General features: G+C 59.6%; 16 protein-coding genes and 1 pseudogene. 11 read left to right on the top strand and 6 right to left on the bottom strand.

Annotation, left to right across the window (positions count from 1 at the left end; genetic code table 11):
* The 4 genes and pseudogenes from H6B10_RS17955 to H6B10_RS04135 form a co-directional block, all read left to right on the top strand.
* Window positions 1–346, top strand: a pseudogene (locus H6B10_RS17955) (phosphotransferase); the annotation flags it as partial.
* Between the two features lie 224 nt (window positions 347–570).
* Window positions 571–885 carry a thioredoxin gene (gene trxA, locus H6B10_RS04145; RefSeq protein WP_204649981.1) on the top strand — a complete coding sequence of 105 codons (315 nt, stop codon included), beginning with the start codon at window positions 571–573 and terminating at the stop codon, window positions 883–885.
* 3 nt (window positions 886–888) lie between these two features.
* Window positions 889–1,209 (top strand): rhodanese-like domain-containing protein, encoded by a 321-nt coding sequence (locus H6B10_RS04140; protein ID WP_204649979.1) that lies wholly within the window; start codon window positions 889–891, stop codon window positions 1,207–1,209.
* 1 nt (window position 1,210) lies between these two features.
* Window positions 1,211–2,902 carry a CoA-disulfide reductase gene (locus tag H6B10_RS04135; RefSeq protein WP_204649977.1) on the top strand — a complete coding sequence of 564 codons (1,692 nt, stop codon included), beginning with the start codon at window positions 1,211–1,213 and terminating at the stop codon, window positions 2,900–2,902.
* 176 nt (window positions 2,903–3,078) lie between these two features.
* Here H6B10_RS04135 and H6B10_RS04130 read toward each other — a convergent pair whose 3' ends face one another.
* A complete protein-coding gene (locus H6B10_RS04130; RefSeq protein ID WP_204649976.1) occupies window positions 3,079–3,738 on the bottom strand; it encodes a Crp/Fnr family transcriptional regulator in 660 nt (219 codons plus the stop codon).
* 47 nt (window positions 3,739–3,785) lie between these two features.
* Window positions 3,786–4,676 carry an AraC family transcriptional regulator gene (locus tag H6B10_RS04125; protein WP_204649974.1) on the bottom strand — a complete coding sequence of 297 codons (891 nt, stop codon included), beginning with the start codon at window positions 4,674–4,676 and terminating at the stop codon, window positions 3,786–3,788.
* Between the two features lie 308 nt (window positions 4,677–4,984).
* Here H6B10_RS04125 and H6B10_RS04120 point away from each other — a divergent pair, with 308 nt between their 5' ends.
* The 5 genes from H6B10_RS04120 (at window position 4,985) to H6B10_RS04100 (ending at window position 12,546) form a co-directional block, all read left to right on the top strand.
* Window positions 4,985–6,280 (top strand): extracellular solute-binding protein, encoded by a 1,296-nt coding sequence (locus tag H6B10_RS04120; RefSeq protein ID WP_204649971.1) that lies wholly within the window; start codon window positions 4,985–4,987, stop codon window positions 6,278–6,280.
* Window positions 6,280–7,164 carry a carbohydrate ABC transporter permease gene (locus H6B10_RS04115; protein ID WP_204649968.1) on the top strand — a complete coding sequence of 295 codons (885 nt, stop codon included), beginning with the start codon at window positions 6,280–6,282 and terminating at the stop codon, window positions 7,162–7,164. The genes H6B10_RS04120 and H6B10_RS04115 overlap by 1 nt, the downstream gene beginning before the upstream one ends.
* Before the next feature lie 10 nt (window positions 7,165–7,174).
* On the top strand, window positions 7,175–8,011 hold the full coding sequence (locus tag H6B10_RS04110; RefSeq protein ID WP_204649966.1) for a carbohydrate ABC transporter permease: 837 nt from the start codon (window positions 7,175–7,177) through the stop codon (window positions 8,009–8,011).
* Window positions 8,012–8,184: 173 nt separating this feature from the next.
* Complete coding sequence (locus H6B10_RS04105) at window positions 8,185–10,431, top strand: alpha-galactosidase (protein ID WP_204649963.1); 2,247 nt, start codon at window positions 8,185–8,187, stop codon at window positions 10,429–10,431.
* Window positions 10,432–10,452: 21 nt separating this feature from the next.
* Window positions 10,453–12,546 (top strand): alpha-amylase family protein, encoded by a 2,094-nt coding sequence (locus H6B10_RS04100; protein WP_243427245.1) that lies wholly within the window; start codon window positions 10,453–10,455, stop codon window positions 12,544–12,546.
* Window positions 12,547–12,623: 77 nt separating this feature from the next.
* Here the strand turns inward: H6B10_RS04100 and H6B10_RS04095 are convergent, their stop codons facing one another.
* The gene (locus H6B10_RS04095; protein ID WP_204649960.1) at window positions 12,624–15,413 is read right to left on the bottom strand and encodes a glycoside hydrolase family 2 TIM barrel-domain containing protein; all 2,790 of its coding nucleotides are present in this window, start codon (window positions 15,411–15,413) and stop codon (window positions 12,624–12,626) included.
* 415 nt (window positions 15,414–15,828) lie between these two features.
* On the opposite strand from H6B10_RS04095, the gene H6B10_RS04090 reads away from it, so the two are divergent.
* Both H6B10_RS04090 and H6B10_RS04085 read left to right on the top strand, forming a co-directional pair.
* Window positions 15,829–16,020 (top strand): hypothetical protein, encoded by a 192-nt coding sequence (locus H6B10_RS04090; protein WP_204649958.1) that lies wholly within the window; start codon window positions 15,829–15,831, stop codon window positions 16,018–16,020.
* A gap of 15 nt (window positions 16,021–16,035) precedes the next feature.
* A complete protein-coding gene (locus H6B10_RS04085; protein WP_204649954.1) occupies window positions 16,036–17,280 on the top strand; it encodes a PBSX family phage terminase large subunit in 1,245 nt (414 codons plus the stop codon).
* 53 nt (window positions 17,281–17,333) lie between these two features.
* Here H6B10_RS04085 and H6B10_RS04080 read toward each other — a convergent pair whose 3' ends face one another.
* The 3 genes from H6B10_RS04080 to H6B10_RS04070 form a co-directional block, all read right to left on the bottom strand.
* A complete protein-coding gene (locus tag H6B10_RS04080) occupies window positions 17,334–17,987 on the bottom strand; it encodes a YczE/YyaS/YitT family protein (protein ID WP_204649952.1) in 654 nt (217 codons plus the stop codon).
* A 70-nt stretch (window positions 17,988–18,057) separates the two neighbouring features.
* On the bottom strand, window positions 18,058–20,004 hold the full coding sequence (locus tag H6B10_RS04075) for a M56 family metallopeptidase (RefSeq protein WP_204649950.1): 1,947 nt from the start codon (window positions 20,002–20,004) through the stop codon (window positions 18,058–18,060).
* Window positions 20,005–20,007: 3 nt separating this feature from the next.
* Window positions 20,008–20,367 carry a BlaI/MecI/CopY family transcriptional regulator gene (locus H6B10_RS04070; RefSeq protein WP_204649947.1) on the bottom strand — a complete coding sequence of 120 codons (360 nt, stop codon included), beginning with the start codon at window positions 20,365–20,367 and terminating at the stop codon, window positions 20,008–20,010.
* Between the last annotated feature and the right edge of the window lies 1 nt (window position 20,368).

Raw genomic sequence — 20,368 nt, 5'->3', positions numbered from 1 at the left:
GGGGAATGGTTTCGTGCAGGGTGGCGGCGGGATAGCCGGCCAGCTGCTTCTGGAAGTTGCCAAAGGCCACGGCACTCTGGTAGAAATCTTCCGGCGTCTTGACCTGCTGCAGGCTGCCGGTGACGCCTTTACCCCGCTGGAGAAGGAAACCCTGCCCTGGGGTGCCAAGCTGATGACGCTGGAATGCGGCATCCGCTTCCTGACCGACTATCTGGAAGGTGACCACTACTTCCACACCACCCGTCCGGGCCAGAACCTGGACCGTGCCCGCACCCAGTTCAAACTGGTGCAGGATATGGAAGGCTGCTGGGACCAGATGGAAGCCATTGTGAAAAAATACTGCTGATTTTGCAGCAGACAAAACCGCACCGTATGGAAACCGGTGCGGTTTTTCTTTATAATGAGGTATACAGGCCTGTATTTTTGCCGGGGAAGGCTCCTTACCGGGCAAAACAGCGGGCATTTGGGCTTCTTTTTTGTTCTCTTTCCGGTTTATGTGACCTCATCACAGAAAACGACAGCCCGCGGGTGTATACTGATACCACAATGAACAACAAGGAGGACAAAACAATGTCTGTGCTGCATATTACCAAAAACAATTTCCAATCCGAGGTTCTGAACGCCGACCGTCCCGTACTGCTGGACTTCTGGGCTGACTGGTGCGGTCCCTGCCGTATGGTAGTTCCCCTGGTGGAAGAGATCGCCGCCGAACATCCCGAAATCAAGGTTGGCAAGATCAACGTAGACCAGGAGCCCGAACTGGCCGCCCAGTTCCAGATCATGAGCATTCCCACCCTGATGGTGGTAAAGAACGGCCGCATCACCCAGCGGGTGGTGGGCGCCCGCCCCAAGGCCCAGATTCTGGCCTTGGTACAGGAGGGCTGAACCATGGGATTCTTTGATTTTCTGCGCGGGCCGGACATCGACGCCGGACTGCAGGAATGCCGGAACACACCGGGCGCGCTGCTGCTGGATGTGCGAACCCCGGAAGAATACGCCGAAGGCCATCTTCCCAGCGCCCGGAACCTGCCGCTGCAATCGCTGGAAGGCATTGCATCGGTAGCGCCTGCCAAGGATACCCCGCTGTATGTGTACTGCCGCAGCGGCGCCCGTTCCGGGCAGGCCACCGGTCAGCTGCAGCGTATGGGCTACACCAAGGTGACCAACATCGGCGGTATCATGAACTATCACGGAAAGGTGGAACGATAAGATGAAAGTCGTCATCGTAGGCGGTGTGGCAGGCGGTGCCACCGCGGCAGCCCGGCTGCGCCGGCTGGACGAAACCGCAGAGATCGTTGTTTTTGAGCGGTCGGGGTTTGTTTCTTACGCCAACTGCGGCCTGCCCTATTACATCGGCGGCGTGATCGAAGATCAGGAGGAACTGACCCTGCAGACCCCGGAAAGCTTTTATGAGCGGTTCCGGGTGCAGATGAAGGTCCGCCACGAAGTCACTGCCATTGACCGCAGCGCCAAAACGGTGACGGTACGCAATCTTGCCACCGGCGAAGTTTTCCAGGAATCTTACGATAAACTGCTGCTGGCCCCCGGTGCCCGGCCCACCCAGCCCGCACTGCCCGGCGTGGGTCTGGACCGTCTGTTCACCCTGCGCACCGTGGAGGACACCCTGCGCATCCGCCGCTTTGTGGATACGCAGCACCCGAAATCGGTGGTGCTGGCCGGCGGCGGTTTCATCGGCCTGGAACTAGCCGAGAATTTGCGGGAGCGCGGGCTGGACGTGACCATCGTACAGCGCCCCAAACAGCTGATGACTCCCTTTGATGCCGACATGGCGGCGCTGATCCACCGGGAAGTGCGCGCTCACGGTGTCCGGCTGGCCCTGGGCCACACGGTGGAAGGTTTTGCCGAATCGGAAGGCGGCGTGCAGGTACTGCTCAAAGACGAGCAGCCCTTGCAGGCAGACATGGTCATTCTGGCCATCGGTGTGACGCCGGACAGCCGTCTGGCTGCCGAGGCCGGGCTGGAACTGGGCCTGAAGGGCAGCATTCTGGTCAACGACCGGATGCAGACCTCCGACCCGGACATTTACGCCGTGGGTGACGCGGTGCAGGTCAACCACTTTGTTACCGGGCAACCCGCCCTCATCGCTCTGGCAGGACCCGCCAACAAACAGGGCCGCATTGCAGCGGACAACATCACTGGCGGCGACAGTCGGTACAAGGGCTCTCAGGGCAGTTCGGTGCTGAAAATCTTTGATCTGACGGCTGCTGCCACCGGTCTGAACGAAGCCGCCGCCCGCCGGGCGGGGCTGGATGTGGAGGCCGTGGTGCTCTCCCCCATGAATCACGCCGGATACTACCCCGGTGGCCGCGTAATGACCATGAAGGTCCTGTTTGAGCGCAGCACCGGCAAGCTGCTGGGGGCCCAGATCGTAGGTTCTGACGGCGTGGACAAGCGCATCGACGTATTGGCCACCGCCATCCGGGCGGGCATGACCGCCGCCGACCTGACCGAACTGGATCTAGCCTATGCACCGCCCTACTCCTCGGCCAAAGATCCGGTAAATATGGCTGGCTATATGATGGAAAACCTGCTCACCGGCAAGGTGAAGCAGTTCCGGCTGGACGAACTGACTGCCCTGCCCCGGGATGGCAGCATAACGCTGCTGGATACCCGCACTACCGGCGAATACAGCAGGGGCCACGCCGACGGCTTTATCAACTTACCGTTGGACGAACTGCGGGACCGGTTGAACGAACTGGACCCGGCCAAACCGGTGTACGTTATGTGCCAGAGCGGCCTGCGCAGCTATCTGGCCTGCCGCATCCTGACCCAGCACGGGTTTACCTGCTACAACTTTGCGGGCGGCTACCGCTTCTATGAAGCGGTGACCACTGACCGTTGCCAGAGCGATCAGGCCTTTGCCTGCGGCATGGACAAATAAACGCGCCTGCCCAGCGCACCTCCAACGGGTGGTTCAGGTTTGGCGGTTGCCTCCCTTCCTCCCGAACTCATCATCACAACAAAAACGCGTTCCTGCGCCGTACCCCGGCCACTGGAACGCGTTTTTGTCTTATTGCTGTCCTGATCGGCAGGTATCCGCCGGTCGGGATTTCTTTTTTATCCTTCCGCCAGGGTTTGCAGGCGGGCAGGGTCCAGCAGTTCCACCGTACCCCGGGACAGCCTTACCAGCCCTTCCTCCTGGAAGTAGCGCAGCATCCGGGTGACCACTTCCCGCGGGGACCCCAGATGATGCCCGATAATCTCGTGGGTGGTCTTGAGCACCGTGCCCCCTTCCAGAGCGCTTTCTTCCAGCAAAAAGGCCGCCAGCCGTTTATCGAAACTTTTCCACAAGATCTGCTCCATAAGCCACATCACATCCGAAAAGCGGGTGGCCATCACCTCGTTGGTGTAGTTGGCCACCGGAGCGGATTCCTCCATCAGCTGCTTGTAGCGCTGGGCCGGAATCTGCCACAGCTCGGTATCTTTTTCCGCCTGAATGGCCACATCGTACTGCAGCCCCCGCAGAATGCAGGAAGCTGACAGCAGGCACATATCCCGGGCAAACAGCCGGTACAGGGTGATCTCGCGCCCTTCATCGGAAAGAATGTATGCCCGCAGCTGGCCGGTACGCACCAGCAAAAAGCCGATGCAGTCGGCGCTGCCGTTATGCAGCAGTGTACCGGCGGGCACTTTGCGCAGCACCGCCGCCGCGGCAAGATCCCGCTGCCAGGCGGGGGTCAGTTTATCCCATACGGGAAAGTATTGGGCAAATTCCATAGGTGTTTCCTCCCTTGGATGTAGCATACCGCAGCCGGGGGCAGCTGTCAAACAGTACCGCCCGGTAACTTTTCTTCCTTGCGGATAAAATGGGTCTGCCGGTAAGTTCGGGGTGCCACCCCGTACACCGATTTGAACGCCCGGGAAAAATGCAGCTGGTTGGCATAACTGACCATGGTACTGATGGTGCCGATGGGCAGCGTCGTTTCTTTGAGCATCTGGGCCGCCCGCGCCATACGGTAATGGAGTAAAAACGCCTGGGGGCTTTCCCCCATGGAGTCCCGGAACACCTTGCCGAAGTAACTGCGGTTCAACCCGCAGAACGCCGCGATCTCTTCAATGGAGATATCCCGCTGGTAATTCTGCTCAATAAAAGAAAGCGCTTCCTTCATATAAAAGTCCCGCAGCCGGCGCTGGCTGGGCAGGCGCCGCGCAACCGAGGACTGTACCAGCTGGTCCAGGAACAAAAAGCCGTTGCCGATCTGCCGCACCGGGCTGTCCTGGGGATGGTTGACAATGTACATCATCTGTTCCTGCAAGGTCAGACCGGCTTCGTGGTTCTGCGGCGTATACACCGGCTGGGTCGGGCTCAGCCCTGCCAGGCTCAGACTTTCGCTGACACGCAGCCCGTCAAACTCGATCCAGGTATATTCCCAGGGGTCATCCGTATCCGCCACATAGGTGGTGGTCTGGTCCGGCACGATCAAAAAACCGTGTCCGCCCTCAATATGGTAGGTCTGCTCGTTGGCATACAGGGTGCCCCGGCCCGAGATCACATAATGGAACAGGTAATGGTCCCGCTTGTGGGGGCCGTAGGAATGCAGCGGCTCGTTGCGTTCCCATCCGTACTGGTAGAGGGTCAGATCTACGAACCGTTCATCCTGGAATACATGGAATTTGAGCTTATTTTCGGTAAAAACGTCCTCTTTATGCTGCATCCGGCTTTCCCCCTTATTTTGTTTACACCCATTATATACCATAATGCGTCTACACTTCAATAAAAATCGCAGAAATCCTACAAATTGAGATATAAAAAGTGGGATAAAGATATTCACGACAGGTTGAACAAATTGTATAATAAAGCTACTGATTCGGGAAATATTTTGTGCATAGTGCACATTGCACAAAATTTTCAAAGAAATTTCATCAAATTAGCGAAAACCCATTCTCCCACTGCCGCACCGGCCGGGCGGGCAGCGAACCACTGCAGAACCACTGCAAATGATCAACAGGAGGAAGACATCTTATGAACATCAAACGGAAGTTGGTTGCCGGGTTGATGGCGACGTGCCTGACGGCTGGTTTAGCCACGGGCCTGACCGCATGCGGATCGGACAGCGCCGACGGTACCGTGAACCTGACGTTCCAGATCTGGGACGTTGCGCAGCGCGACGGCATGCAGGCGATGTGTGACGCCTACACCGAGCAGCATCCCAACGTCCACATTGAAGTGCAGGTCACCAGCTGGGATGAATACTGGACCAAGCTGGAAGCTGCCGCCATCTCCAACCAGATGCCCGACATCTTCTGGATGCACACCAACGAGATCCTGAAGTATGCCGACTACGGCAAGCTGGCCGACTGCTCCGACATTGTGGAGACCGAGCATTTCTCGGAGATTTCGCTGGCCAACGCCAGCGGTTCCGACGGCACCCTGTATGCCGTACCCAAGGACAAGGACACCGTCGGCCTTGTGTACAACAAGGAGATGTTTGATGCCGCCGGTGTTGCCTACCCTGACGAAACCTGGACCTGGGATGATCTGTGCGAAGCTTCGCAGAAGATCTACGACGCCACCGGCAAGTACGGCTACATGGCCTACGGTGACGACCAGCTGGGTTACTGGAACTTTGTGTACCAGGCAGGCGGCAGCATCCTGACCGAGGACAAGACCCGCGGCAACTTTACCGACCCGGCCACCAAGAAGGGCATGGAATTCTACATCGGCCTGCAGGACAACGAATGGTGCCCTGACCAGAACTACTTTGCCGAAACCGCGCCCGGCACCGCCTTCTTCTCTGAAAAGGGCGCCATGTTCTTTGAAGGCGACTGGAACATCCTGAGCGAGCTGCAGAACTACCCCGACATGGTGGGCAAGTGGGATGTGGCCGTTCTGCCCAAGTGCCCCGATCCCATCAACGGTGACGGCCGCGCTTCCATCTCCAACGGTTTGAGCTACGCCACCAGCGCCACCAACAAACACCTGGACATCGTCAAGGACGTGCTGAAGTTCTTCGGCAGTGAAGAAGGCCAGCGCATCCAGGGCGAGAGCGGCGCCGCCATTCCCGCCTACGAAGGCCTGGAAGAAACCTGGGTGGGTGTCTTTGATGAGTATCCCATCAACGTGCAGCCCTTCATCGACATGTTTGACTACTGCGTCCAGAGCGTGAACAACGCCGCCCGCCCCGAGTGGAAGACCCCCGTCAGCGACACGCTGCTGAAGATCTACACCGGTGAACTGGACCTGGATACCGGTCTGCAGACCATGCAGGACATTGTGGATGAGGCCAGTGCCGAATATTACCCGGAGGAGGATGCGTAATGCAAAAGACATCGAAGCTTGCCCGTGACGGTGCCAAGTGGGGCCTCATCATGGTGGCGCCCACCATCATCGGCCTGCTGGTTTTGAACATCTGGCCTTTTATTCAGGCCATTTACATGAGCTTTTCCAAGTCGCTGCCCTTCGGCATGTTTGAGTTCGAAGGCATCGACAACTACGTGGAGATGTTCCAGAACGCCGAATTCTGGAAGGCAACCGGGAACACCATCCTGTTCTGTATCCTGACGGTGCCGGTAGGCATCTTCCTGGCGCTGCTGGTTGCTGTATTGCTCAACAGCAAGATCCGCGGCCGCACCACCTTCCGCGCCATCTTCTTCCTGCCCATGGTCGTGGCGCCTGCCGCCGTCGCCATGGTTTGGAAGTGGATTTTTAACTCCCAGTATGGTATTATCAATACGATGCTGGGTACCAACGTCGGTTGGCTGACCGATTCCCGCTTCGTACTTTTCACCTGCGCTGTGGTCCAGATCTGGTCCAACATCGGCTACGACGCCGTGTTGCTGCTGGCCGGCCTGCAGAACGTCTCGGCTACCTTGTATGAGGCTGCCGACCTGGACGGTGCCGGCAAGGTCAAACAGTTCTTCTCCATCACGCTGCCCATGGTTTCGCCCACCCTGTTCGTGGTTATGATCATGCGTCTGATGTCCTCCCTGAAGGTCTTCGACCTGATCTACATGATGGTGGATGACGCCAACCCCGCCCTGAACGACGCCCAAAGCTTGATGTCCCTGTTCTATCGTGAGAGCTTTATTGCCGGCGACAAGGGCTATGCGTCCGCCATCGTTGTCTGGACCGTGCTGCTGATCGGTGTTGTCACCCTCTTCCAGTTCTGGGGCCAGAAAAAGTGGGTCAATTACGAGGTGTGAGGTGTAAAGTATGAATACCAGTATGAAAAGCAACAAGCGGCTTTCCACCACGCTGACGTATGTTGTCCTGATCCTGGGCAGCATCCTGATGATCTTCCCCTTTGTCTGGATGCTCTTGACCAGCTTCAAGACCCAGGCAGAATCCATGGCCATTCCGCCGCAGATTCTGCCCTCCCAGTGGAATTTTGACAACTTCGTCACCGCCCTGGCCAGCCTGCCCTTCTTTAACCTGTACGTCAACACCGCCCTGTTGATCGTCTTCCGCGTGCTCTGCGCCGTCATCTTCAGTTCCATGGCCGGTTACGCCTTTGCCAAACTGCAGTTCCCCTGCAAGAACCTGCTGTTCGGCATCGTGCTGGTCCAGATGATGCTGCCCAGCCAGATCTTCATCACCCCCCAGTATCTGATGCTTGCCCGCATGGGCCTGACCAACACCATCTTCGCTCTGGTGTTCCCCGGCCTGGTTTCCGCTTTCGGTACCTTCTTCCTGCGGCAGACCTACCTGGGCATTCCCAATGAAATCGCCGAGGCCGCCTATCTGGACGGCTGCACCAAGTGGCAGACCTTCAGCAAGGTCATGTTCCCCCTGACCGGTTCCAGCTGCGCCGCTCTGGCGATCTTTACCGCCGTGTTTGCTTACTCCGACCTGATGTGGCCGCTGATCTGCAACACCGATTTGAACATGATGACTCTTTCTGCCGGCCTTTCCACCCTGAACGGCCAGTACACCACCAACTTCCCGGTCCTGATGGCCGGCAGCCTTCTGGCCATGATCCCCATGGTCATCCTGTATCTGCTGTTCCAGAAACAGTTCATCCAAGGCATTGCGATGACCGGCGGCAAATAATTCGTCCCATCGCTTTTATCGCCTGAAAACAGGCACTCCAGCGGCAGGCGGACGGCCGGTGCATCCGGTCCGCCTGCCTGCCGCTGTTTCTTTGGAAAACAGTGTGCCCGGACCCTTTTCTCTCCTGGTACCGGTCCGGCACTGTCTATATACTTTTTTCAGGAGGTCCTTTTATGGGCATTCAATTCGACACCGCCACAAGCATTTTTTCACTGGAGACTGCCCGCACCAGTTACCGTATGCGGGTGGATGAACGCGGGCATCTGCTGCACCTGTATTACGGACGCAGCATCGGCCAGGGCGACCTGAGCGCTCTGTTCCCCCCTGCCGACCACGGTTTTTCGCCGGACTATTACCCCTGCCGCCGGGAACGGGGCGTTTCGCCTGACGTTTTGCCCCAGGAATACACCGGCTGCAACGTGGGGGATTTCCGGTTGTCCTGCGTGGTGGTGCGCAATGAGGCTGGCGCCGCCGGTGCGGATTTTGTCTATGTTTCCTACCGTATCCAGCGCGGCAAGTATTCTCTGGAAGGCCTGCCCAGCGCCCATGAGGAAAACGGCGATGCCGAAACCCTCTGCATCACCCTGCGTGATCTTGTAACCGGCCTGGAACTGGATCTTCTGTACGGCGTATTTGCCGACCAGGATATCATTACCCGGGCAGTGCGGCTGCGCAACAACGGCACCGGCACCCTGCAGCTGGAAAAAGTTGCTTCCATGTGCCTGGACCTGCCTTTCGGCCAGTGGGATATGATCCATTTCCATGGCCGCCACGCCATGGAACGGCAGATGCAGCGCACTCCGCTGGCCAACGCCATCCAGACGGTTTCTTCCACCCGGGGCGCTTCCAGCCACCACCACAACCCCTTTGTGATCCTGTGCGACCGCAATGCTACCGAAACCTCCGGCCTGTGCTACGGCATGATGCTGGTCTATTCCGGCAGCCACCGCACCGATATTGAGGTGGACCAGAACGGCTCCACCCGTGTGGTCAGCGGCATTCATGATGAGCGTTTCCGTTGGGAACTCAAGCCCGATGAATCCTTTACCGCACCGGAAGTGCTGCTTTGCTGCGCCCCGGACGGACTGAACGCGCTGTCCCAGCGGTACCAACATTTTGTGCGGCACAACATCTGCCGCAGCCCCTTCCGCTTTACCCGCCGCCCGGTGCTGATCAACAACTGGGAGGCCACCTACTTCCAGTTCACCACCGACACCATCTGCCGCATTGCCGAAAAGGCCGCCAGCCTGGGTGTGGAAATGCTGGTGCTGGACGATGGCTGGTTCGGCAAACGCAACGATGACAACAGCGGCCTGGGCGACTGGTATGTAAACGAGGACAAACTGCCCGGCGGCCTGAATCCGCTGATCGAGCGCGTGAACGCCCTGGGCATGAAGTTCGGCATCTGGGTGGAACCCGAGATGATCAGCGAGGATTCCGACCTGTACCGTGCCCACCATGACTGGGCGCTGACCCTGCCCGGCCGTGACCCCGCCATGGGCCGTGACCAGCTGGTGCTGGACATGGGCCGCGACGAAGTGGTGGATTACCTGACCGACGTGCTGAGCAACCTGCTGCGCAACCACCACATTGAATATGTCAAGTGGGATATGAACCGCAACATGTCTGATGTGTACAGCCGCGCCCTGCCCCCCGAACGTCAGGGCGAAGTGGCCCACCGGTATATGCTGGGCGTTTACCGCCTGCTGGACCGGTTGACCACAGCCTTCCCCGACGTGTTGTTTGAGGGCTGTGCCGGCGGCGGCGGCCGTTTTGACGCCGGTATGCTGGCCTACTTCCCGCAGATCTGGTGCAGCGACGACACCGACGCCATCGAGCGGCTGACCATCCAGCACGGCACCTCCTTCGGCTACCCTGTTTCCACCATGGGCGCCCATGTATCGGCCTGCCCCAACCACCAGACCGGCCGCACCACGCCGCTGTGGACCCGTGCCGTGGTGGCCATGAGCGGCACCTTTGGCTATGAGCTGGATCTGGGCAAACTGACCGACGAAGAATGCGAACAGGTCAAAGAGCAGATCGAGACTTTCAAAAAATACTACGATGTGCTGCAGAACGGTCTTTACTACCGTCTGAGCGATCCCACCAGCGAGCCGCGGTATACCGCCTGGCAGACCGTGACCGAAAAAGAATCCCTGGTGAATCTGGTCCTGACCCATCCCGAGGCCAACTCCCGCCCGCTGCATCTCTGCCTGCGCGGCCTGGAAGAAAACGCTCTGTACCGTGTGGAAAGCCTGCACATTTACGGTACCACCTCCACCCCGGAGAACGGCGCTGCGAAGGCCGACCGCTACACCGGCGCTGTTTACAGCGGCAGCACTTTGATGTATGCCGGTTATACGCTGCCGCAGATGGTGGGTGACTTCCCCAGCGTGCAGCTGCATCTGGTTCGTGTGTGACACCAAAAAGGAGGATATCCGATGAAATCCGGAAAAAATAAAAAGGCAGCCGCCCAACCTGCGCTGAAAGCCGCCCCGAAACAGGAACAGATCAAGGCAGCCCCCGTACAGGAAAAGCTGAAAGCAGCCCCCACCCAGGAGAAGTTGAAGGCCGCTCCGAAGCAGGAGAAACTGGCTGCCGCGCCCGTGCCCGAAAAGCTGAAGGCTGCCCCGAAGAAGGAAGCCCTGAAAGCTGCTCCTGTAGAAGCCCCGAAGGCTGCGGCAGAGAGCGATGACGCCGTCTTTGAGCGCCGCCTGGCCCGCCACTACGACGAACTGAAATGGCTGTACTGTGAGCTGTACCACGGCGACGAGCAGGCGTTTGAATACTGCGTGAGCATGCTGCGCAAAGCCTGGGCTGACCGCAAACCGGCCCTGCGCGCCCAGGACGCCGCCCGGGAGGCCGACCCCAACTGGTATCGCCGGCAGGATCTGCTGGGTATGATGATGTATACCAACGCCTTTGCAGGCACCCTGAAAGGCGTGGAGGAAAAGCTGCCCTACATCCAGGAATGCGGCGTGAACTACCTGCACCTGATGCCGCTGCTGCAAAGCCCCAAGGGCCGCAGCGACGGCGGTTATGCGGTAGCGGATTTCCGCACCGTGCAGCCGGAACTGGGCACCATGGCCGACCTGGAACACCTGGCCGATGCCTGCCGCGAGAAGGGCATGAGCCTCTGCCTGGACTTTGTGATGAACCACACCAGCGAGGACCACGAGTGGGCCAAGAAGGCCCGCGCCGGGGAACCTGGCTACCGTGACCGTTACTTCTTCTATGACAACTGGGATATTCCCAACGAGTTTGAAAAGACTGTGCCCCAGGTGTTCCCCACCACGGCGCCGGGCAGCTTTACCTGGCTGGATGACTGCCAGCAGGTGGTCATGACCAACTTCTACCCCTACCAGTGGGACCTGAACTATGCGAACCCTGTTGTTTTCAACGACATGACCGAAAACCTGCTCTACCTGACCAACCGCGGTATCGACGTTATCCGTCTGGACGCTGTGCCCTATATCTGGAAAGAACTGGGCACCACCTGCCGCAACCTGCCCCAGGTACATACTCTGGTGCGGATGATGCGCATGGTCTGCGAGATCGTATGCCCCAGCGTACTGCTGCTGGGTGAGGTGGTCATGGAACCGGCCAAGGTCGTACCCTACTTTGGTATGCCGGAAAAGCCGGAATGCCACATGCTCTACAACGTGACCACCATGGCCACCACCTGGAATTCTCTGGCCACGGCGGATGTTTCGCTGCTGCGGCACCAGATGGATACCGTCTGTGCCCTGCCCCGGGACTTCCTGTTCCTGAACTACCTGCGCTGCCACGATGATATCGGCTGGGGTCTGGATTACCCCTGGCTGGGTGCCCGGTTCGGCACGGAGGAAGTAGCCCACAAGAAATATCTGAATGACTGGTTCACCGGCAAATGGCCCGGCAGCGACAGCCGCGGCGAGCTGTACAACGATGACCCGCGGCTGGGTGATGCCCGCCTGTGCGGCACCACCGCCTCGCTGTGCGGCGTGGAAGCAGCCGACTTTGAGCAGGACCCCTTCAAGATGGAACGGGCTATCAGCTGCGATCTGATGCTGCACGCCTGGATGTTGGTACAAAGCGGTATTCCCGTGCTGTACAGCGGCGATGAAATCGGCCAGCTGAACGACTACACTTACCACGACGATCCCGAAAAGTGGGATGACAGCCGTTACCTGCACCGGGGCAATTTCCAGTGGGATCTGGCGGAACTGCGCCATGACTCCACTACCCGCCAGGGCAAACAGTTTGAAGGTCTGCGCCGTCTGGAAGAGATCCGCGCCAAGGAACAGGCCTTTGACGCCCAGGCAGATGTATGGACCTTTGACACCGGCAGCGACCATGTACTGGGCGTCGGGCGCTGGTACAAGGGCCACAAGCTGATTGCTTTCTTCAACTTCAGCCCGGAATTTGTGCATGTATCCTCCTGGGAAAAAGGCCCCTACGATGAACTGATGTACGGCGGCCACCGGGACGACCTGAACGATGTGGAGCTGTATCCCTACGGCTTCGCCTGGTTCCTGCACACCGAATCTATCTGACACTCCCGTTTTTTCCCCATAAGCAGAAGGAGCGCACCCGTTGGGTGCGCTCCTTCTGTTTTTTGCTGCCTGCTTGTTCAGCGCAGCAGAATGCGGAATTTTACGGTATAGTCAGCTGTTCCGTCCAGACGGTAGGGCTCTTCCACATCGCTCCACCAGCTGTCGATGCCGCCCACACCGCGTACGGCCCCCAGTACCGTTACGCTGGTACGGCCGGTAACGGGCAATTCATCGGGATGCTGGGCAGCTTCCAGTTCCTGGGCTGTGTTGGGCAACGCACTGAAGGCGAAGGGTGTACCGCAGCTTTGCAATTCCAGCGCTGCCGTGGTACGGCCCCGGCTATCCCGCTGCTGCAGCACCGCCCGCCGGGTGTTCATATGCATACCGCCGTCCTGCGGTACCAGATGCGGTTCATGGTGCGGCACTTCCTCAAAGCTGCCAAAGGCTGCGCCTTTCCAGCGGTCGGGATAGGTTTCGCCGGAAAGCCCGGTCCAACGGGTCACCGCCACCGGGGCCGCCGTCTGGAACTTTACGCCAAAACAAGGCAATTCCGGTGCTTCCGGTGTTCCGTGGTAGGTAGCCTCCACTTCCATAGCGCCCCGGTCCGTCACCGTGTAGGTCAGCACGGCCTCGGCCTGGGGCACGCCCAGCAGTTTGAACCGGTAACGGACTGTCACCTTCTGGTCGGTGATCTCCACCTGTTCCGGTTTTCCGGTGCGGGTCAGCGCATCGGCCGCCATCCAGACCGCACTGCGCTGGGGGAACCCGCAGCCCCGGTCATTGTCGGTAGACGCACGCCATACCGCCGGGCGGGGCGCACGCCACAGCCACTCGTTGCCACGGATGCGCATCGAGACCGGGCCGCCCTCGATGTACGAGAACAGCACCTCAAAGCCATCGCCCTGTACCCCCAGGTTGCCGTCCCCTTCCACCACGGTCAGGGGCCGGGACGGGCGGGCTGCCCACCGGGCGGCCAGGGCTTCATCCGCCGCTTTGGCTGCAGCCGCGTTGCGGGCATCCCAGGCGGCACGGGTCTGCGGGTCGGCATACCAGTACCGCACCTCCTGCATGGCCGGTTTGGGGGTGCCGTCGGCATAGACAATGCCGTTGCCGCTGAAATTGTAGTCGGTGGGCCGTTCCCCAAAATCGCCGCCGTACCCCAGCACCCGGCGCCCGGCACCGTCCGTGTGGTACAGCGCCTGGTCCATGTAATCCCAGATAAAGCCGCCCTGGTACTGGGGGAATTCCTCCGCCAGGCGGATATAACTTTCCATGCCGCCCAGGCTGTTGCCCATATCGTGCATGTATTCGCAGAGAATAAACGGCTTGGCGGGGTTGGATTCCAGATACGCCCGGATGTTCCAGGGCTTTTCGTACATGCGGCTTTCCATATCGCTGATAACGTCAAATTCCCGGTTATGGAATACACCTTCGTAATGGACCAGCCGGCCTGGGTCGTTTTCGTGGAAGAAGTTGCTCATGGCCAGAATGTCCTCACCGGCATAACTCTCGTTGCCGCAGGACCAGATAAGCACCGCCGCATGGTTTTTGTCCCGTTCAAACATATTGCGGGCCCGGTCCACCACGCAGTCTTTCCACTCCGGTTTGCTGCCCGGCACGTTCCAGTCAGGGTCGATCCGGTCCAGCCGCTGCCAGCTGCCGTGGCTTTCCAGGTTGGCCTCATCGATCATATAAATGCCGTTGCGGTCACACAGATCATACCACAGGCTCTGGTTGGGATAATGGCAGGTGCGCACAGCGTTGATATTGTTGCGCAGGAACATCTCCATGGCAGCATACATATCCTCGGGGCCGATGGCGCGGCCTTTTTCGGCGTTCCATTCGTGGCGGTTCACGCCGTTAAAGACGATGCGCTCCCCGTTCAGGCACATGATGCCGTCGATCATCTCGAACCGGCGGAAGCCGATGTCATAGGGCACCACTTCCTGCAGATTGCCTTCTGCGTCGGTCAGTGTCAGCACCGCATGGTACAGGGTGGGCGTTTCATGGCTCCAGGGCTGTACTCCCTGCAGTTCCAGTGTATCGCCGTTCACCGGGCCGTCATACAGGACATAGCCTTCACTGTCGGTCAGACGCAGATGCACGGCGGCACCGGTGGTTTCCCCTTCCAGTTTCAGCCGGGGCGTCAGGGTGCCGGTGATGTTGTCCGGTTCCAGCCCGGCCTGCAGCCAGAGGTCGGCCAGATGCACCTTGGGTTTGGCGTACAGGAATACCGACCGGAAAATACCCGAGAACCGGAAGAAGTCCTGGTCCTCGATCCAGGAAGCACTGCACCGCTTGTGCACTTCCACGCACAGGCGGTTGACACCATCCCGCAGGCATGGGGTCAGGTCAAAGTCCGAAGGGGTAAAGCTGTCCTCGGCATAGCCCACAAACTGCCCGTTGCACCACAGGTACATGGCCTGTTCCACACCCTGGAAGCTGACACAGACGTTTTGCCCGCGCAAACCTTCGTCCAGGGTAAATTCGGTCACATAGCTCCCCACCGGGGCGTGGTCCCAGTCGATCTGAGGCGGGTTCAGGGCGGCGTGGCCGTCCCACGGATAGATGGTATTGGTGTACTGCAGTTCTCCGTAGCCCTGCAGCTCGATATGCCCCGGCACCCGGATCGTACCGAAAGCGGAGAGGTCCGCTCCCTCCTGCCAGAAGTCCGCCGGGCGGGCTACCGGGCAGGGGCTGTAGGCAAACTGCCATTCTCCATCCAGGCTTTGACGCAGGCTGCTGCGCCCGTTTTCCGCTTCTTCCTCGGTGCGGTAGCACACATGGTCGGAATGGGCATCCAGCCGGTTGACGGCAAAAACCGTGGGGTCAGTCAGCCAGCAAAGTTCCGGCTTACGGTTGTTCATACGCAAGGCTCCCTTCATGATCTTCGGCTGCAACCAGCCAGCTCTGTATTGTTAATTTTGCGCGCCGGGGATCTGCCCCCGGCAGCAGCGCAGCAGATGTACGGCCGGTTTGGGACGGCAATTTGCGTAAAAATGCTTTTTCGGTTACCGCCTGCCCGCAACGACCTGCCAGAATTTTCCCGGCACTATCTGCTTGCTTGTATATAAATTGTACCTGTTCCGGCAGGGCGGTGCAACACCTGCACAAGAAATATTTTAGACACGATACCGGCAGTCTGCGCAATGAATAGAGCAATTCTTTTCCCGAAAGTTCATTGTTTTTCACAACCTATAGTAGTAAAATAAAGTCACAATCCCCTGCGGTGAGCCCCCTTCCCGCAGGACTTTTCGATTGCCCAAAGGAGGGATGCCATGCGTGACTGAACTGACGCCGGACCATGTATTGGGAGAACTGGCCGCCATCGCCTTTGCAGACCCCGGTACCGAGCGGAGCGGTCAACCCATCAAGGTAGCGGACAAGCTGCGCGCCCTGGAAATGCTGTACAAGCACCTGGGCCTGGGCGACGGCCAGACCACAGAGGGGGTGATCATCGTAGACGAAGCATAACAAAGGAGGGGTGCTGTGCGCATCTATATTAAGCAAATCATGGCACCGGTGTTCTGGCCGGTACACACGGCCATCCGCCGCGGCACCGTGCAGGAAGTGGTGGCCAAAGGCGGGCGCGGTTCGGGCAAGTCCAGCTATCTTTCGCTGGAGCTGGTATACCAGCTGCTGCGCCACCCCGACTGCCATGCGGTGGTACTGCGCAAGGTAGCGGGCACCCTGCGCAACAGCGTGTACAATCAGATTGTATGGGCCATCGGTGCGCTGGGGTGTGCCCGGTATTTCCGCTGCACCGTCAGCCCCATGGAATGCACTTATCTGCCTACGGGGCAAAAGATTCTCTTTTTCGGCCTGGATGATGCGGGCAAGCTCAAAAGTTTGAAGGTTCCTTTTGGAGCCGTAGGGCTTTGTTGGTTCGAGGAGCTTGACCAGTTTGAAGGGCCGGAAGAGGTTCGCAACGTGGAACAGAGTATTCTGCGCGGCGGGAACTGGACTCTGACGCTGAAAAGTTTCAACCCGCCGGCCATGGCCCGCAGCTGGGTGAACCGCTATGTGCTGGAACCCCGGCAGGGCAAACTGGTACACCATTCCACCTACCGGGACCTGCCGCCGGACTGGCTGGGGGAACGGTTCTGGGCGGATGCGGAACATCTGCGCAAGACCAACCCCGATGCGTACCGCCATGAATACGGTGGCGAGGTGGTGGGCAGCGGCGCCGCGGTGTTTGACAATCTTTTTCTGCGGGCGGTACCGGACGAGGAGATCGCTGCCTTTGACCGGCTGTACCATGGGGTGGACTGGGGCTGGTACCCCGACCCCTGGGCCTACAACGCCGTTTATTACGACGCAGCCCAGCGCACACTGGTGATTTTTGACGAGCTGACCCGTACCCGCACCCCCAACCGGGACACCGCCAAACTGCTGGTGGAGCGAGGTGTGGGCGGCGACGAAGGTGGCTTGCTGACCGCGGATGCCGCCGAGCCCAAATCCTGCGCCGACTACCGGGCTGCGGGCCTGCCCTGCCGGGCGGCTATCAAAGGCCCCGGCAGCGTGCGGGAAAGCATGAAATGGCTGCAGGGACTTTCCGCTATTGTCATTGACCCGGAACGTTGCCCGGCCACGGCGGCGGAGTTCAGTGAATACGAGTATGAACGGGACGACCGCACCGGGGAGGTGCTGCCCGGCTACCCCGACGTAAACAACCACCATATTGATGCGGTGCGTTATGCGGTAGAAAGCATCTGGCGGCGGCGCGGCGTATGACCGTACCCAAACAAAAAAAGGGACTGCCTGGGGGCAGTCCCTTTTTGCTTTTATCAGGCCAGACCGGAGGCCTGCACCAGTTTTGTTTTGCACAGGGCGTTAAAACCTGCAATGGCGCGCCCCACCCCCACCATAGAGATGAAGGTACCAAGGCCCACACCGGCCAGCGGATTGCCGAAGCAAAAACCGATGATCAGCGAAAGACTGACGCAGCCCAGGTCAAAGCAGTTTTTGCAGAAGCCCAGTTCCCGGCCGCTCACCTGAGAGATGACACTGACAATGCCATCCCCGGGGTTGGGAATCAGCTGCATATCCACCGTCATAGCCGCGCCCACGCCGGTAAGCAGAATGGCCGCCACCAGCAGCGCCAGGTCGGCGGGCAGGTTGCCGCTTTTGTAAGGGATCACCGCTCCAAAAATATTGAGAAAACGGGTGAACACGATGCTCAGCGGAATTTGCAGCAGGTCGGTCCAGCGCCTTTTTTTACCCTTGATGACAAACTGCGCCGCCACAAACAGGCAGTAGACCACCAGCGTCAGGTTGCCAAAATCCCAGCCGGTTGTCTGGCTCACGGTAAAGGGCACCGACACAATGGCCGATGCCCCAAGGCCCGTCTTGGTGTTCAGCGTCAGGCCCAGTGCCAGCAGCACCATACCCAGCAGATAGAACCCCCAACGGGCGAAAGTTTGTTCTTTTGTTTGTTGCATTTTTGCCACTCCTTATCCAATACAAGGATATACCCGGACGGCAAAAATGTCAATTTTTTGAGATTTTCGTTCAGCCGTTTTGATTCGGACTGCCTGAAAAATAACTGTCCAGCTGTTCGGCGGCAGCATCCAGTTGCTGGCGGGCAGCCTCTTCCCCTGCGTCCAGCGCCGGGTCGGTGCCCGCGCTGCCGGAGGACTGGGCGGCATCGATCTGTTGCTGGATCTGGGCCTGGGCAGACTGGGCATCCTCCTTCGCCTGCTCCTCCTCCAGCTGTTGCTGGATCACCTGAATTTGGTTTTCGAGTAACTGAATCTGTTGGTCAAACAAGTCGATCTGCTGCCGGTAGTTTTCCGCCAGTTCTTTTTCCTGGTCGGTGGTTCCGGCCGCCAAGGTGTCCATAGAAACCTGCAGTTCATCCCGCTTGTCCTTCAGTTGGTCCAGCTGATCCTGCAGGGATGCCAGCGTTTCGGCCAATGTCTGGCTTTTCAGCGGCAAAGGGTCCTCGGAAGTACTCTGGTTTTCCGCCGCTTGGGCCAGCAGTTCCTGGGCCATTTCGGCGGTGAGGGGCTGGGTATCTTCTTCCCGATAGGCGGTAAGATAGCGGGGTTGCGTCACACCGCCGTTTAGTAACACTTCAAAATGCAGATGCGGGCCTGTGGAATAACCGCTGGTACCCACATGGCCGATAAGGTCCCCGGCCTTGACCGTCTGGCCGTTGGCCACCGTATAACCATCCATATGGGCATAGAGGGTGGACCACCGGTTGCCGTCCATCCCGGTGCCGTGGTCCAGGATCACGCAATACCCAAAACTGAAGTGGTAATCCGCGTAGGTCACCACGCCGCCCTGGGCCGCATACACCGGCGTGCCAATATCGGCCACCAAATCGTCTCCCAGGTGACCTTCATTCATGTAGCTACTGACATACTCATACTCCACCGGGCATAGGAATCGGGGGCTGTTTTCAGGGTCATCCAGGTTGGGCAGGCCCGCCGTGTTGGCCGTAAAGGTCACGGCATTCTCCGGTGTGGCGGTGGACTGGGGCGCGGGTTCGGACTGGGTGGTTTCGGCGGTCTCGGGGGTGGCTTCCTCCACCTGGGGCTGCATCATGCAGGCGGTGACACTAAGGCCCACCGCTGCCGCGCAGACTACCAGCGCCCCGGCACCAATTTTGCGGTAGTGCAGCAAATGCACAATGCGGGTCTTGACGCTGCCCTGCCCGAAGGCCAGGGACCCCGGCGCCATCCGCCCCTGCAAGGCATACTGTAAAATACTCTCGCAATAGGCATTGCGGGCGGCGGCATCACAGTCCCGCACGGCGGCTTCGTCGCAGGCGGATTCCATCTCCCGTTCCAGTTGGCGGAAGGCCAGCCAGGCCAGCGGATTGAACCAGTGCAGGCAAACCACCGCATAAAACAGCGGCTTGATCTGGGGGTCATGACGGCGCAGGTGGGTGCGCTCATGCAAAACCACCGCTTGCCGGGCCGCGCCGGTAAGCGCCGCGGGCAGGTAGATGCGCGGGCGGAAGATGCCCAGCGTAAAGGGCGCGGGCACACAGTCCCCGCTGTAGCAGCCATCCCCCGTTTTGCAGGCCAGAGCCACGGCGTGCCGCAGCCGGGCATACCCGGCCACCGCCCGTACCGCCAGCACCAGCACCCCCACCGCCCAGACGGCGGCCAGCAGGTGCCACACCGTCAGCTGGGTGTACCAGGGCGCGGCGGATGCAGCTACCGCAGCAGGCGCCTGGATCACCGGCGCCGGAGCGGGGGCGGGGCCTTCTGTCAGGGCCTGGACCGTATCGGCAGCCTGTGCCAGTTGTTCATTGCGGGGGCGCGGCAAGGTAAGAGGTATCCCCCAGGGCAGGGCAAAACGCAGCCCCACCGCCAGCCACAGCCAGCAAAGCATCCGGCTGGGGGTATGCACCCGCCGCAGCAGCGCACTGACGGCCAGTGCCCCCAGAGCTGCCGCACCGCCCCACAGGCTGAGTAGCAAAAAGTGCAGCACGGCGTCACGCATAGGTCACACCTCCTTGTCGTGGGCGGCGTCCAGCAAGGCGCGAATCTCGGCAGCTTCAGCGTCACTGATGGGCTTGGCGCTCAAAAACGCCGCCACAAACCGGGGCAGACTGCCGCCAAAGGTCTTGTCCACCACGGCAGCACTCTCGGCACACTGAACGGCCTGTTTGGCCACCCGGCTGGTCACAGTGCCGCCCTCGTTTTGCAGCACGCCCCGTTCACACAGTTTTTTCAGCACCGTGTAGGTGGTACTCTTTTTCCAACCCAGAGCGTCGGCGGCCAGCTTCACCAGCTCGCCGCTGGGCAGCGGTTCATGGTCCCACACCAGGCAGGCAAAGCGGTATTCTCCTTCCGCCAGGCGCAGC

This window comes from Gemmiger formicilis (genome assembly GCF_016901605.1).
GTDB classification, from domain to species: Bacteria; Bacillota; Clostridia; order Oscillospirales; family Ruminococcaceae; genus Gemmiger; species Gemmiger formicilis_B.
The sequence above is the reverse complement of the archived record's forward strand: the minus strand, read 5'-3'. Positions and strand labels throughout refer to the sequence as shown.